This window comes from Streptomyces albiflavescens (genome assembly GCF_014645835.1).
Taxonomy (GTDB): domain Bacteria; phylum Actinomycetota; class Actinomycetes; order Streptomycetales; family Streptomycetaceae; genus Streptomyces; species Streptomyces albiflavescens.
The window spans coordinates 25,419-38,403 of the sequence record NZ_BMMM01000027.1 but is presented as its reverse complement, the minus strand read 5'-3'; the positions used below and the strand labels follow the sequence as shown (position 1 = coordinate 38,403).

Here is a 12,985-nt window from a genome sequence, read left to right as displayed (position 1 = left end):
GGCGAACCGGAGGAGCGGCACGATTGCCGAAGAGAGGGCGGAGGCCGGCCCTCGGGGGAATCGATCGGTCAGGCGCCGGCCACGGCCTCGTGCGGTGCGCGAGCACCGAGCAGGGCCAGGCAGTTCACCCACAGGAGGTTGAGCCGGTGGGTGTTGTTGTAGAGCTTGGCGAACAGCACCTGCCCTTCGAGCTGGGCGACCAGCGCCTGTGCGGCTTGCCGTGTGTCGGTCGCGGTCACCTCCTTGCGCTCGAGGGCCTCGGCGATGACCGCCTCGACCATCTCGACCTGCGCGTCGAAGATCTCCTGCAGCCGTGTGCGAATCGCCTCGGTCTGGTTGCTCATCTCCAGGGTGAGGTTTCCGAAGAGGCAGCCCGAGACGGTGCCGCAGCTCTGCTGGCCGGCACGCTGGGCGGCTTCCGTCTCCTCGAACAGCCGGAACAGGCGCCGCAGAGGTTCCTCGTCGCTGTTCAGGATGCGAGTCCAGGTGCGCTTCTGACCGGCCCAGTGCTCGTCGATCACGGCCAGGGCGAGCGATTCCTTGGATTCGAAGAAGTAGTAGAAGCTGCCCTTGGGTACGCCGGCCGTCTTGCAGATCTCGGCGACGCCCAGAGCTGAGTAGCCGCGCAGCTCGATGAGCGAGCGCGCAGCGCTGAGGATCTTCTCCCTGGCGTCGCTGGTCCGTCCCATGAAGCGAGTGTACGACCGGTCGACTATCGCCGCCATACCGGGCCCCTCGGGGCGTTGGCCGGCGGCTGATCCACGCGTTCAGGATGTGTTCAGGGTGCGCATGCCACGTTGATGATCATGCCCTGCGGGCATGTGCACCGTACCCCCCACGGGAGAACTGAACAATGGACAAGTCGGAACTCGCCAGTGATCCGAGTGTCACCGATCCGCATGTCGCCGATCCCGGCGCGTATGTGATGAAGAAGCTGCCCGAGGTGACGCTGGCCTTCTGGGTCATGAAGATCGCCGCGACGACCCTCGGTGAGACGGCGGGTGACCTCTTCGCCCAGACCCTCAAGCTCGGCTACTTCCTCACCACCATCCTGCTGTTCCTGATCTTCGTGATCACGCTGGTCGTACAGCTGAGGTCGCGGCGGTACAACCCGTTCTTCTACTGGACCGTGATCCTGTCGACCAGCATGGCCGGCACCACGATGTCCGACTTCATGAACCGGGACGCCAGTGCCAAGTACCTCTCCGGCGGCGCCACCTCGCTCGGCTGGGGTCCGCAGGGTCTCGGCCTCGGGTACCCCGCCGGTGCCGCGATCCTGATCTCGTTGCTCATCGCGATCTTCGTCGTCTGGAAGCTCACCGGGCAGACGTTCGTCATCCGCGACATCGTGACCTTCCGGGGCGAGGCTCTCTTCTGGTCGGCGATCCTCGTGTCGAACACGCTCGGCACCTCCATGGGCGACTTCCTGTCCGACAGCTCCGGACTCGGCTACGCGGGCGGCGCGCTCCTCGTGGGCGGGGTGCTCGCGGGACTCCTCGCGCTGACGCGCGTGCCGGTCGTGCCGAATGTCCTGCTGTTCTGGTTCGCCTTCGTGCTCACCCGCCCGCTCGGCGCCACCGCGGGCGACTTCCTGACCAAGCCGGTCGCCAAGGGCGGCCTCGACCTCGGGACCGTGGGCTCCTCTGCCGTGCTCCTCACGATCCTCGTCGGCCTCATGGGCTACGCCCACCTCAAGGAGCGGCGGTCGTAGCCGATCACTTGGCCGGCGCGGCCGGTGAACTCGTCATGAAGTCGATCACCAAGCCATGGCGGAGGTACCCCGCTGGGCCTGCTCCGCCCGGCCTCGGCCGCCGGCCGGGCCCGCGAGGACCGCGGTCCGTGCCTACCAGCCGGGCAGTGTCTCGGCCAGCAGTCGCAGCAGATCACCGGTCGCGTCGACCGCACCCAGCGCGGGCAGCGCGCCCAGCGCGAGGACGGCCGCCCCGATGGGCCACAGGTCGGGTGGCGGGGCTGTCTGCAGCGCCGCTATCCGGCGGGTGACGGCGTGCTCGGAGAAGTGCAGGGCGCATCCCGCGCGGGCGCGCTGGGAGATGAGGGCGGCGCGCGCCAGGGCGAGTGCGGTGGTACGGCGGTCGCCGACGCTGCCCGCGGCCACCTCGTCGGCCCAGCGCTCCAGCAGGAACGTGACGGTGGTGCGTACCGGCGCCAGCAGCGGGTTGGCCGCGGCCGCCAGCGCGAGGGCGGTCGCCGACGCCGAGTGCCGGTGGACGAGATGAGCGCGTTCGTGGGCCAGCAGGACGCGCCGCTCCGCGGGCTCCAGGGCGCCGAGCATCGCGGACGTGACCAGGATCCGGCCCGGCGTACCGGGGATCGCGAAGGCGTGCGGGGTCGAGGACGCGGCGACGATGAGTTCGCTGTCGGGCGGGTGCCCCTCGCACAGCCGGAGCAGGACCCTGCGGGTCGCGTAGTGCGCTCGTACGGCATGGAAGAGCCGGAAGGCGATCACGCCGAGCACGGCGACCGCCACGACGGCGATGGTCTCCGGGACCGGCTCGGGCAGCGCCCGACCGTCCTCACTGGCCTCCGCGGCCACCGATGGTGCCCTGTCGATCAGCGTGGCGGCGAGCAGCACCATCGCCCAGGTGGAGGCGGCCGCGGTGAGTGAGGCGGCGACGGTGAGGACGCGGGCCGCCAACGCCGGCGACACCCGCCTGCCCACCTGCGGCGCGATCACCGGGAGCAGCAGCGACAGGACGAGTGGAACGTAGACGTCGATCCTCATGACCCGTTCCCTCCGAGGAGGTCGCGCAGGGCCTCTTCCTCCCGGGGGCTCAGCCCGGTGACGAACTGCTGGAGGGCCGCGATCGGGTCGGGGCCGCGGTCGAGGGCCTGATGCATGGCCTCGGCGGTCAGCTCGGCCGCGTTCTTGGCGGGCCGGTAGGCGCCGCGCCGGCCGTCCACGTCACGGAGCACCAGGCCCTTGTCGTACAGGCGCTTGAGGATGGTGTGCACGGTGTTGTAGGCGAGACCGCCGCCGATCTCGGCATGGATCTCGGCGGGCGTCAGGGCGTCATCGGTGGCCCAGAGGGCGGCGAGGACTTCGCTCTCCAACTCGCCGGCGCTGCGCCGTTCCGCTCTGCCGTGGGGGCGTGTGCCAGCCATGCTCGCCACCTTACAGCGCGTAGGGGCGCGGCCACGGGGCCGGACTCCGCATGCCGGTTCCGGACTGCAACCCTGTCTGGCGTGGGGTAATTTGGCGGTGTTTTTCCGGCTCCCCCCTTGTTTCCCGACTCCCTCCTTCACCCTACGTCTTGTAGGGTGAAGGGACCCTACAGCTTGTAGGACTGAAGGGTGGACGATGGTCAAGACCCTGAACGTCCCGCTCGTCGGCGCCCGGCGCCGCGGCGCGCCCTCGACTGCCCGCGCGTCGAGGCGCCCCCGCGGCGAGCGGTGGACGGCACTGGTGGCCGTCGCCTTCACCGTGGCCCAACTCATCCTCGTACGGCCCGGAATGGGCCTCGGCTGGGACGAGACCGTGTACGTCAGCCAGGTCGGCCCGCACGCCCCCGCCGCGTTCTTCAGCGCGCCGCGCGCCCGCGGAGTCGAGCTGCTCGTGGCGCCGATCGCCTTCTGGTCGTCGTCCACGACGCTGCTGCGCGTCTACCTCGCCCTGCTGTCCGGACTCGGCCTGTACGTGGCGCTGCGTGTCTGGCGAGGACTGTTCCCGGTTCGGGTGCTGGCGTCGGCGGGCGCCCTGTTCGCGACGCTGTGGGTGACTCTGTTCTACGGTCCGCAGGCCATGCCCAACTACTGGGTGGCGATCGGCGCCCTGGCCTGCGTCGGCTGCTTCCTGCGCGCCCGGGCGGACCGTTCCGACCGTGCGGCGCTGTGGGGGGTGGGCCTGAGCACCGCGTTCATGGCGTGGATACGGCCCACCGACGCGGTCTGGACGACCCTGCCGCTCTTCGTCCTCGCCGTGGCCGTCCGCGGATGGCGCCACCCACGACTGCTCGTCGCGCTTGTCGCGGGTCTGGCGGCCGGGGCGGGCGAGTGGGTCGTCGAGGCGTACGTCAGTTACGGCGGCCTGGGTCAACGGCTCGCGGACGCCTCCCGTATCCAGGGCGGCCTGGGCTGGAACGTCGCCGTCGGCGACCAGTTACGCAGCCTGGGCGGACGCACCCTGTGCCGCCCGTGCACCGGCGCGTTGCCGAACCCGGCGGTGATGGTCTGGTGGTTCGTCCTGCCGCTGCTCGCCGTCCTCGGTCTGGTGGTCGCCGTCAAGGCCCGGCGCACCGCGAGCACGCTGCCGCTCCTGGCCTGCGCCACGACGTCGGGCATCCCGTACCTGTTCATGATCGGATACGCCGCCCCGCGCTTTCTGCTCCCCGTCTACGCCCTCCTCGCGATCCCGGTCGCCGACACCCTCGTCCACCTGGTCACCGCCCCGAGCCGGGCCTGGCGCCCGGTGGCCGTGACCCTGGTGACGCTCGGCCTCGCCGGGCACCTGGCGGTCCAATTCGCGGTCCTGCAGGCCACCGTGCAGCGCACCACCGCCTCCCACCGGGCCTGGGCGGCCACGGCGGCCGAGCTGCACCGGCTCGGCGTACGACCGCCCTGCCTGCTGACCGGGGACGAGGCAATCCCGATCGCCTACTACGCCGGCTGCGCCTCCGCCGAGACCAGTGGCCACAACGCCAACACCACCGAGACGGACATTGTGCGGTCCGCACGGCGCGAGCCAGTCGGCGTACTCACCACGCCGGGAGGACGGCCGCCCGCGTACGCCCTCGACTGGGCCCCGCACCCTGCCGGTCATCTGTGGGTCTATGTCGCACCAGGGGCGCGAGGCGGAGCGGTATGACTGTCCCGCCCGACGCCCCTGCGTCGACCGTCGACCGGCCGGCGTCCCCCAGGAAGTTGGTGCCCGTCGGCAGACGCGTCTCCTGGCACGCCGGAGGCGCCCTCGTCGTGGTGATGTGCGCGGTGTATCTCGCACGGCGCCACTGGCCGGTGATCGAGACCGGAGCCGGCCGGCTCGCCGTCGCCGACCGCGGCTGGCTGCTCGTGGCGACCGCCGCCACCCTGGCGACCTGGGCGTGTTCGGCCCTCGCCCAGCAGGGCGCGGTGACCCGGTCGCTGCCCGCCCGGCGCCTGCTGGCGGTGCAGTTCGCCGCCTCCGCCGCCAACCAGGTCCTGCCCGCCGGTCTCGGGGCGGGCGCCGTCAATCTGCGTTTCCTGACCCGGTGCGGCCTGTCTGTCACCCGGTCGGCCACCGCGCTCGCGGTCAAGGCCACCGCGGCGACCGTGGTCAGAGGCTGCCTGATCGTCGCGCTCGCGCCGGCCTGCCCCGGCGCACTCCGCTTCCCGCACGTCTCCGCGGCGGCATGGGCGGTGGCCGTCGCGCTGGTCGCCACCGCCGTGGTCCTGCTGTCGGGGCCGCTGCGACGCGTGCTGCGAGCCGTGCTGACGGACGTCCACGCCGTGCATGAAGTCCCCGCGCGGGCGGCCGCGTTGTGGGGCGGCTCGCTCGCCTTCGCCGCGCTGCACGCCGGCGTGGTCATCGCCGTCACACAGGCCATCGACCTGCCGCTGCCCCCGGCGCAGGTGGCATTGGCGTACCTCGCCGCGAGCAGTGCCGCCGTCCTGCTGCCCACCCCGGGCGGCCTCGGCTCCCTGGATGCCGCACTCGCCCTGGCCCTCACTCTCGCCGGAGCACCGGGCAGCGCGGCGGCGTCGGCGGTCCTCGGCTACCGCCTGCTGACGGTATGGCTGCCGCTGCTTCCGGGGCTGGTGGCGCTCGGGGTGCTGGTGCGCCGCCGGGTGCTGTGAACCGCCGTACGGCTCACCTGTCCTTCGTACGGGGACCGCGCGACCTCGGTGCGGAGCCGGTCGGGCAGTCAGGATGTGTTCAGGCGCCGGTTGGCAGGGTCCCGTCCCATGACATCCGAAACTTCCGAGACGTCCGCGGCGTACGCCCGCACCGAGGCCGCCCCCGGTCACCGCCTGCGCTGGAACAAGGTTCCCGAAGTCACCGCGTACTTCTGGACCATCAAGGTGCTGTGCACGACGGTCGGCGAGACCGCGGCGGACCTCCTGAACGAGAAGCTGGGCCTGGGCCTGACCGGTGTGTCGCTGCTGATGAGCGCGTTGCTGGCGGTGGTCCTCGTCGTCCAGTTCCGCACGAAGGCCTACCAGGCCGGTGTCTACTGGCTCGCCGTGGCTCTGATCAGCATCGTCGGCACCCTGATCAGCGACAACCTCACCGACAACCTGGGCGTGCCGCTGGAGACCAGCACCGCCGTGTTCGCCGTCGCCCTCGCCGTCGTCTTCTTCGTCTGGTACCGCCGCGAGGGGACGCTGTCCATCCACAGCATCGACACGGTGTCGCGCGAGGCCTACTACTGGCTGGCCGTGCTGTTCACCTTCGCGCTGGGCACCGCGGCCGGTGACCTGGTCGCCGAGCGCATGGCCCTCGGCTACTGGGTCTCCGCCGTTCTGTTCGGCCTCGCCATCGCCGCGGTGGCCGTCGCGCACTTCGCGCTCGGTCTGAACGCCGTGCTCAGCTTCTGGATCGCGTACATCCTCACCCGCCCGCTCGGCGCCTCGATCGGTGACTACCTCTCGCAGCCGACCGGCGACGGCGGCCTGGGCTTCGGCACCGTGGTCACCAGCGTGCTGTTCCTCGCGGTCATCCTCGGCCTGGTCGCGTATCTCTCGGTCACGCGCCGGGACGTCGCCGAGGCCGAGCGCCTCACCCCGCAGGGAGGCTGACCACGAACTTCGCCCCCGAGGTGTGCCGCTCGTCGTGGTGCACCTCGCCGCCTGCGGAGCGGGCCAGGCGTCGCGAGAGCGGCAGCCCCAGGCCCGCTCCGCCGTGTCCGTCCCCGGGATCGGCGCGGCGCCCCGGCTGGAAGAGCTGCGGCGCGAACGACGCGGGTACGCCGGGTCCGTCGTCCGTGACATCGACGCGTACGCCGCCGGGGCGCGCGCAGGCCCGGACCTCGACCCGCGCCCGCGCGTGCCGCAGCGCGTTGTCGAGCAGGGGACTGACGATGCGCTCCAGGAGGGCGTCGGGCACCCCGGCCGACAGCTCGGCGTCCCGTCCGGTGACGACGACCTCCACCTTCTCGGCTGCGGCGGCGCGGTCCGCGAGCCGCCGCAGTACGGGCAGTACGTCGGTGGTGCCGGGCGTCCCGGCCGTACTGTCGCGCGCGTCGTCCAGGAGGGTGTCGCAGATCGTGCGCATGGACCGGGCGGCGTCGGCGATGGTCTCGTGCGTGCTCCGGGTGTCGGCGGCGGAGCGGGGGCGAGCCTGCCACCAGTCGAGCTCGGCGATGATCCGGGCGAGCGGATTGCGCAGCTCGTGCGAGAGCTCCCGGGTGAGCTGCTGCTCGTGACGCAGCAGCGCGCGGATGCGGTCCAGGAGCGCGTCCAACGACCTGCCCAGCTGGGCGAGTTCAGTGGGCCGGGCCACGCTCCCGAAGCGTTCCTCGGAGGCTATGGCGCTCCATCGCGTGGCGTGCTCGGTCATGGTGCGTACGGGCCGCAGCGCGCGCCCCACCGCCAGGCGCGTCAACGCGTACGTGCAGGCGAGCATGACGGCGTCGAGCGCGATCGAGGCGAGGAGCAGGGCCTCGGCCGAGCTGCGATAGGGGGACAGATCCAGCGCGGTGACGACGATCGCGGCACCCTTGCCGCCGGGCACCGGCCGTGAGCACAGCCGGACGGGGCCGTGGCTGTGGGCGGTGACGCACTGTCCGCCGCCCCGCGCGGCGAGCCGGTCGGCGGCGCGGGTCAACGGGCCGGTGGCGGTCGCGGAGGGAGGCTTTTCGAGGAGCCGGTCGCCCGCGTAGATCCATACGTTCGTGTCGAGCAACTCCTCGCCCGGCGTCTCCAGGACGCGTACCCGGGGGCCGCTGGTGTCGACGGTCGCGGCGACGGCGGCGGCCCGCGTGCGCAGTTCGTCGTCCGCCTGGTGCTGGAGGTGGCGCTGTACGACGGAGTTGAACGCGACGGTGAGGATCATCATCAGAAGCGTGGCGGTGGTCAGCGCGACCAGCGACAGCCGGCCGCGCAGCGTACGGGGCCACCACCGGTAGCGCAGCCGCCGGGTGAAGTGGGGCCACCACCGGGAGTACAGCCGCCGGGTGAAGTGGGGCCACCACCGTGAGACGGATGCCCTCATGACAGGCGGTGCCCGATACCGCGCGCGGTCGTGACGGTCAGCTCGCTGCCGCTGTCCCGGAGCTTGCGGCGCAGCCGGGTCAGATACTGGTCGAGCGTGTTGTCACTGACCTGGGCGCCCTCGGGCCAGCCCGCCCTGATCAGCTCCCGTCGGCGCACGATGTCCCCGGACGCCGCCATCAGCGCCGCCAGCAGGCGGAACTCCGTGGGAGTCAGGCCGACTCGGGTGCCTCGGACCGTAAGGCTGTGCCCCACCGGGTCGAGGACCAGGTCGCCGGTCGTCGCGGACGGAACCGAGCCCGTGCGTTTGAGGGCCGCCCGCAGCCGGGCGGCCAGTTCCGTCAGATGGAACGGCTTGGGCAGATAGTCGTCGCCCCCGGCCGAGAAGCCGGCCAGGCGGTCCGTGAGGTGGTGATGGGCCGTCAGGAAAATGACGGGTGAGAGGAAGCCGTTGGCCCGGATCGCCTGGCACACGTCCCGTCCGTCCGCGTCGGGCAGCCCGACGTCGAGCACGGCCGCGTCGACGTCGTCCCCGGCCAACCGCAGCGCGGTCGCGCCGTCCTGTGCGGGCACGGTGTCGAAGCCCTCGTCCCGAAGGCCGCGCCGCAGGACATCACGCAGGGCGTGATCGTCCTCGACGACCAGGATCCTGTGGCGCATGCCTCTCCCTCACTTGGTCTCGTACGGCGTCCAATTGGTCTCGTACGGCGTCGTCTCCGCGAGTTGTGGCGCTATCAGCAGAGGCGATGAGGACGGCGAACAGTCCGAGCCCGTACGTCGCCCAGGCGGACACCAGGCTGTCCAGCCACGAGGGGGAGTCCTGGGCGAGGTCCACCACATATATGTAGGCAGAGCCGTCGATCGGGGAGCCGTCGAAGGCCAGGATCATCCCTGGGCCCCCTTATCCGCGGTGGTCGCCCGGCGGGAGCGGTACAGCTCGGCGGCGAGCGGGATCAGGGACACGACGACGACCAGGGCGATCATCGGGAGCAGATACCTGTCCACGTTCGGAATGGACGAGCCCAGTGCGTACCCGCCGAGCGTGAGGCCGAGGCTCCAGACGAGGCCGCCGAGCACCTGCCAGAGGGTGAAGGTCCGCACGGGCACGTGCAGGGCGCCCGCCATGGGATTGAGCACCGTACGCACCACGGGCACGAAGCGGGCCAGCACGATCGCCTTCGCGTATCCGTAGCGCTCCAGCAGCTCCTCGGCGCGCTGGGCGCCCGCGTGCAGCCGGGGCGAGCCGCTGCGGGCGAGGAGGGCGCCGCCGGCCTTCCGCCCGATCAGGTAACCGGTCTGCGAGCCGGCCAGCGCGCCCACGGCGGCGGCGACCAGGAGCGGGGCCAGCGACAGCTTCAGGCCTCCGTCACCCGACCCGGTGCACAGCAGACCGGCCGTGAACAGCAGGGAGTCACCGGGCAGGAAGAAGCCGATCAGCAGCCCGGTCTCCGCGAACATCACCACGCCCACCCCCAGCACACCGAAGGCGGCGAGCAGGGACTGCGCGCTGAGAAGATTCACGGCGAGCTGTGACGCTGTGAACAAAGGTGCGGCCATGGTCGCGGGCCCTCTCATACTGGACGGGCGGGTACGGTCGAGACGCACCCGAGTGACTACAATCCTGTAGACGGTCTGCAGAACTGTAGACGATGGCGGGGTGAGGATCGTTCCCATGACCAGCGCGAAGGACGAACGCCGACCGGCGGGCGAGCTCGAGGCCAGTGTGATGGCCGCACTGTGGGCAGCCGGGGTACCGCTCACGCCCGGGCGTGTACAGCTGGAACTGGACTCCGGACTGGCGCGTACGACCGTGACGACGATCCTGTCCAGGCTGCACGAGAAGGGCATCGTCGGCCGCGAGCGGCAGGGCCGGGGCTACGCGTACTTCCCCGTCCAGGACCCGCCGGGTCTCACCGCCCGACGCATGCACAGCGAACTCGACCGGGACGACGACCGCGAGACGGCCCTGGCCCGGTTCGTCGCCCAGCTCAGCCCCGACGACGAGCGTCTCCTGCGCGATCTGCTGGAATCGGGTGAGGAATGACGGCAATGACGCCGCTGCTGCTGATCCCGCTGCTGATGCCCTTCGCGGTGCCGGCGGTGGCCCGCCGCTGCCTCGACCGCCTCGTACCCGTGACCGCGCTGTGGGCCCTGACCCTCGCGGTCGTGGTGCTCGCCGGAGCCTCGGTGGCCGCGCTCGGCGCGCTGCTGCTGACCGGCCTGCTCAAGCTGCCGCTCTTCGCGGGCCTCGGTGACCTCATCCACCCCCTGCGCACCGCGTCCGACCTGGTCGTCCTGCCCGCCGCGGCGGCCGCCACCGGCGCCCTGACCATCGGCGCCTGGACCCTCGGACGCTCGGCCCTGCGCCAGCTCCGCGCCTTCCGCACCGCCCGCACCCAGGCCGACAGTCGGCCCGCCGCGGGCGACCTGTGCGTCATCGAGTCGCCGCACCCGGACGCGTACGCCCTGCCGGGCCGTCCGCGCCGCATCGTCGTCACCACCGCGATGCTCCGCAGCCTCGGCCCCGACGAACGCGAGGCGCTCTTCGCCCACGAGCGGGCCCACAACGCGGGCGGTCACCACCGCTTCCTCGTCGCCGCCGAACTCGCGGCGCACTGCCACCCCGGGCTGCGCCCGGTCCGCGCGACCATCGCGCTCGCCGCCGAGCGCGCCGCCGACGAGGCCGCCGCCGTCGCAGTGGGGGACCGGCGCCTGATCGCCCGCGCCATCGCCCGCGCCGCGCTGGCCACCCGGGCTTCCCGGTCCGCCCGTCCGGACTTCGCCCCCGCCGCCACCACCGGCCCCGTCCCCCAGCGCGTCGCCGCCCTCCTCGCCGCGCCCCCGCGCCACCCCCGCGCCGCCTCCTGGATCGCCCTGCTCCTCGCCGTCTGTGCGACCCTCTCGGCCGGCGCCTCGGCGGCCGGCGTACTCGCCTTTCACCACGAGGTGGAGGTCGCGCAGGGAGAAGAGCCCCGCTGACACCTCCGTCGGTCGGCAGAGCGAGCCGCCTGGAGCAGTACAGGGGACGCAACGCCACCGGGGTTGATGGGCCGCACATCTGGAGGGGACCCTAGGGGGCTTCTGATGGATCTCCGCGGCGTCGCGACGCCCGGCACGCACTCTCGCCGCACCGGACAAAAGCCCTAGTAGCTCCTCCCCCACGCTCGGCTTCGCTCGCGCGGGGGGACCCCCATCGAGGACTTCCGCCCGGCACGCCGAGAGCACGCACCGAACGCCGCTCCTTCTTCCACGGAGATCCATCAGAAACCCCCTAGACCCGCTCCCGAGGCCCACCTCCCGCACCGCTCCTGAGCAGCACGCCGACGACCGGACCGATCGCCAGCAACACGGCGAGAACCGCGTACCCGTACGAAAGTGTCGCCGCGGTGGCGACGCCCGCGACGAGCAACGGCCCGCCCGCGTCCCCCAGTTCACGCCCCAACTCGGCGGCGCCCATCGTCTGTCCGAGCCGCTCCCGAGGCGTGCCCGACGCCAGGGCGGCGAAGCCCAGCGGGGTGATCAGACCGGTGCCGACGCCGATCAGGGCCGCCGCGAGCAGCACGCCCGTCAGCCCGGGAATCGTCGCACAGGCGAGCCCCGCGGCGGCGGTCAGCAGGCCGGCGCCGATGCCCGTGCGGGCGGTCAGTCGGCCCGCGTCCAACGCCCGCCCGGCTCGCGGCTGGACGAGGGCGGAGCAGGCCGCGAGGACGGACACGGCGGCGCCGGTCGCCACGGTGCCGAGGCCCGCGCCCGCGCCGGAGACCGGCAGGAAGCCCACCCCGACGGAGAGCGCGGCGGTCGCGCCCGCGAGCGCCGCCGTCGGGGTGAGGAAGGCGGGGTCGGCCAGACGGCGCGCCAGGTCGAGCACGGTCTGCCGGGCACGCGGCAGCGGCGCCACGCGCGGTACGGCGAGCAGGGCCCATACGGCGACCACCGCACCCAGGACCGTGAGCACACCGAACAGCAGCCGCAGCCCGCCCGCCCACACGAGCACACCGCCCAGCAGCGGCCCCAGCGTGTAGCCGATGGACTTGTAGAAGCCGTAACTCCCGTACACCCGCCCGTGCTTGGCGGACGGATTGAGCCGGGCCACCAGCGCGGAGGCCGCGGGCGAGAACGCGGAGGCCGCCGCGCCCTGACCGAGGCGGGCGACCCACAGCAGGCCGGGGCTGTCCACCACGACGTACAGCGCGGACGCCGCGGCGAAGGCGACGAGCCCGCCGAGCAGTACGGGCCGGGCGCCGATCCGGTCGGCGATCGTGCCGAACACCGGCTTGAGCAGCACCTCGGCCCCGTCGTAGAGGGCCAGCAGCCCGCCCAGGACGAGCAGCGAGGTGACCCGGTCCGCGGAGTGCCCGCCCAGGTTCGCGGCGATGCCGTGCGCCCCGAACGCGGTGGTGAACCCGGCGGCGTACAGCGGCCACATCTGGCGCGCGGGCGCCGTTTTCACCTCACTCGGGCGTGTCACTGAGGCCGAGCCGCAGATGCTCTACGTGGTAGACCGCCTGGTCGAGGAGTTCGGCGACATGGTGGTCGTGCAGCGCGTACACCACCGAGCGTCCGCTCCGCTCGCCGACGACCAGGCCCAGGTTGCGCAGCAGACGCAGCTGGTGCGAGCAGGCGGACTGCTCCATGCCGACCGCGGCGGCCAACTCCGTTGCCGGGAGCGGGCCTTCGCGCAGCCGCGCGAGGATCAGCAGGCGGGAGGGGGTCGACAGCGCCTGGAGCGTGGTGGCCACCTTCGCGACGTTGACAGCGTCCAGACGTACGCGCTCGGTGGCGTCCCGCGCGGTGGTGACGGCTCCATGACCCATGGGCGGTATCTTACCCACCACACATG

Annotated in this window: 14 protein-coding genes; 6 read left to right on the top strand and 8 right to left on the bottom strand. The window is 72.3% G+C overall.

Features of this window, described 5'->3' with window-relative positions:
- Positions 1-68: 68 nt before the first annotated feature.
- Positions 69-689 (bottom strand): TetR/AcrR family transcriptional regulator, encoded by a 621-nt coding sequence (locus tag IEY95_RS44345; RefSeq protein WP_189191976.1) that lies wholly within the window; start codon positions 687-689, stop codon positions 69-71.
- A gap of 164 nt (positions 690-853) precedes the next feature.
- Here IEY95_RS44345 and IEY95_RS44340 point away from each other — a divergent pair, with 164 nt between their 5' ends.
- Positions 854-1,711: a COG4705 family protein gene (locus tag IEY95_RS44340; RefSeq protein ID WP_229703794.1), complete on the top strand. Its 858-nt coding sequence runs from the start codon at positions 854-856 to the stop codon at positions 1,709-1,711.
- Between the two features lie 132 nt (positions 1,712-1,843).
- On the opposite strand, the gene IEY95_RS44335 is transcribed toward IEY95_RS44340, so the two are convergent.
- Positions 1,844-2,743 carry a M48 family metalloprotease gene (locus tag IEY95_RS44335; RefSeq protein ID WP_189191975.1) on the bottom strand — a complete coding sequence of 300 codons (900 nt, stop codon included), beginning with the start codon at positions 2,741-2,743 and terminating at the stop codon, positions 1,844-1,846.
- A complete protein-coding gene (locus IEY95_RS44330; RefSeq protein WP_189191974.1) occupies positions 2,740-3,123 on the bottom strand; it encodes a BlaI/MecI/CopY family transcriptional regulator in 384 nt (127 codons plus the stop codon). The genes IEY95_RS44335 and IEY95_RS44330 overlap by 4 nt, the downstream gene beginning before the upstream one ends.
- 196 nt (positions 3,124-3,319) lie before the next feature.
- Between IEY95_RS44330 and IEY95_RS44325 the strand changes: the two genes are divergently transcribed.
- The 3 genes from IEY95_RS44325 to IEY95_RS44315 all read left to right on the top strand — a co-directional run bounded on the left by IEY95_RS44325 (position 3,320) and on the right by IEY95_RS44315 (position 6,732).
- Positions 3,320-4,822 (top strand): hypothetical protein, encoded by a 1,503-nt coding sequence (locus IEY95_RS44325; RefSeq protein ID WP_189191973.1) that lies wholly within the window; start codon positions 3,320-3,322, stop codon positions 4,820-4,822.
- Positions 4,819-5,790, top strand: a complete 972-nt coding sequence (locus tag IEY95_RS44320) for a lysylphosphatidylglycerol synthase domain-containing protein (protein WP_189191972.1) — start codon at positions 4,819-4,821, stop codon at positions 5,788-5,790. The genes IEY95_RS44325 and IEY95_RS44320 overlap by 4 nt, the downstream gene beginning before the upstream one ends.
- A 108-nt stretch (positions 5,791-5,898) precedes the next feature.
- The gene (locus tag IEY95_RS44315) at positions 5,899-6,732 is read left to right on the top strand and encodes a COG4705 family protein (RefSeq protein ID WP_189191971.1); all 834 of its coding nucleotides are present in this window, start codon (positions 5,899-5,901) and stop codon (positions 6,730-6,732) included.
- On the opposite strand, the gene IEY95_RS44310 is transcribed toward IEY95_RS44315, so the two are convergent.
- The 3 genes from IEY95_RS44310 to IEY95_RS44300 form a co-directional block, all read right to left on the bottom strand.
- On the bottom strand, positions 6,713-8,146 hold the full coding sequence (locus tag IEY95_RS44310) for a sensor histidine kinase (RefSeq protein ID WP_189191970.1): 1,434 nt from the start codon (positions 8,144-8,146) through the stop codon (positions 6,713-6,715). The two genes, IEY95_RS44315 and IEY95_RS44310, sit on opposite strands and share 20 nt — an antisense overlap.
- Positions 8,143-8,805, bottom strand: a complete 663-nt coding sequence (locus IEY95_RS44305; protein WP_189191969.1) for a response regulator transcription factor — start codon at positions 8,803-8,805, stop codon at positions 8,143-8,145. Before IEY95_RS44305 ends, IEY95_RS44310 begins: the two co-directional genes overlap by 4 nt.
- A gap of 225 nt (positions 8,806-9,030) precedes the next feature.
- The gene (locus IEY95_RS44300) at positions 9,031-9,720 is read right to left on the bottom strand and encodes a DedA family protein (protein ID WP_229703793.1); all 690 of its coding nucleotides are present in this window, start codon (positions 9,718-9,720) and stop codon (positions 9,031-9,033) included.
- Between the two features lie 97 nt (positions 9,721-9,817).
- On the opposite strand from IEY95_RS44300, the gene IEY95_RS44295 reads away from it, so the two are divergent.
- Positions 9,818-10,189: a BlaI/MecI/CopY family transcriptional regulator gene (locus IEY95_RS44295; protein WP_189191967.1), complete on the top strand. Its 372-nt coding sequence runs from the start codon at positions 9,818-9,820 to the stop codon at positions 10,187-10,189.
- A 5-nt stretch (positions 10,190-10,194) separates the two neighbouring features.
- Complete coding sequence (locus IEY95_RS44290; protein ID WP_189191966.1) at positions 10,195-11,124, top strand: M48 family metalloprotease; 930 nt, start codon at positions 10,195-10,197, stop codon at positions 11,122-11,124.
- A gap of 292 nt (positions 11,125-11,416) precedes the next feature.
- On the opposite strand, the gene IEY95_RS44285 is transcribed toward IEY95_RS44290, so the two are convergent.
- Together IEY95_RS44285 and IEY95_RS44280 are read right to left on the bottom strand one after the other, a co-directional pair.
- Entirely contained in the window at positions 11,417-12,571 is a 1,155-nt protein-coding gene (locus IEY95_RS44285; RefSeq protein WP_189192049.1) for an MFS transporter, read from the bottom strand.
- A 25-nt stretch (positions 12,572-12,596) separates the two neighbouring features.
- Positions 12,597-12,959 carry an ArsR/SmtB family transcription factor gene (locus IEY95_RS44280; RefSeq protein WP_229703792.1) on the bottom strand — a complete coding sequence of 121 codons (363 nt, stop codon included), beginning with the start codon at positions 12,957-12,959 and terminating at the stop codon, positions 12,597-12,599.
- Between the last annotated feature and the right edge of the window lie 26 nt (positions 12,960-12,985).

Coding starts and splice junctions, on each gene's coding strand:
- IEY95_RS44330 (WP_189191974.1), bottom strand. CDS start 3,123: ATGGCTGGCACACGCCCCCACGGCAGAGCGGAACGGCGCAGCGCCGGC.
- IEY95_RS44280 (WP_229703792.1), bottom strand. CDS start 12,959: ATGGGTCATGGAGCCGTCACCACCGCGCGGGACGCCACCGAGCGCGTA.
- IEY95_RS44325 (WP_189191973.1), top strand. CDS start 3,320: ATGGTCAAGACCCTGAACGTCCCGCTCGTCGGCGCCCGGCGCCGCGGC.
- IEY95_RS44305 (WP_189191969.1), bottom strand. CDS start 8,805: ATGCGCCACAGGATCCTGGTCGTCGAGGACGATCACGCCCTGCGTGAT.
- IEY95_RS44290 (WP_189191966.1), top strand. CDS start 10,195: ATGACGCCGCTGCTGCTGATCCCGCTGCTGATGCCCTTCGCGGTGCCG.
- IEY95_RS44310 (WP_189191970.1), bottom strand. CDS start 8,146: ATGAGGGCATCCGTCTCACGGTGGTGGCCCCACTTCACCCGGCGGCTG.
- IEY95_RS44345 (WP_189191976.1), bottom strand. CDS start 689: ATGGGACGGACCAGCGACGCCAGGGAGAAGATCCTCAGCGCTGCGCGC.
- IEY95_RS44315 (WP_189191971.1), top strand. CDS start 5,899: ATGACATCCGAAACTTCCGAGACGTCCGCGGCGTACGCCCGCACCGAG.
- IEY95_RS44295 (WP_189191967.1), top strand. CDS start 9,818: ATGACCAGCGCGAAGGACGAACGCCGACCGGCGGGCGAGCTCGAGGCC.
- IEY95_RS44335 (WP_189191975.1), bottom strand. CDS start 2,743: ATGAGGATCGACGTCTACGTTCCACTCGTCCTGTCGCTGCTGCTCCCG.
- IEY95_RS44340 (WP_229703794.1), top strand. CDS start 854: ATGGACAAGTCGGAACTCGCCAGTGATCCGAGTGTCACCGATCCGCAT.
- IEY95_RS44285 (WP_189192049.1), bottom strand. CDS start 12,571: ATGTGGCCGCTGTACGCCGCCGGGTTCACCACCGCGTTCGGGGCGCAC.
- IEY95_RS44300 (WP_229703793.1), bottom strand. CDS start 9,720: ATGAGAGGGCCCGCGACCATGGCCGCACCTTTGTTCACAGCGTCACAG.
- IEY95_RS44320 (WP_189191972.1), top strand. CDS start 4,819: ATGACTGTCCCGCCCGACGCCCCTGCGTCGACCGTCGACCGGCCGGCG.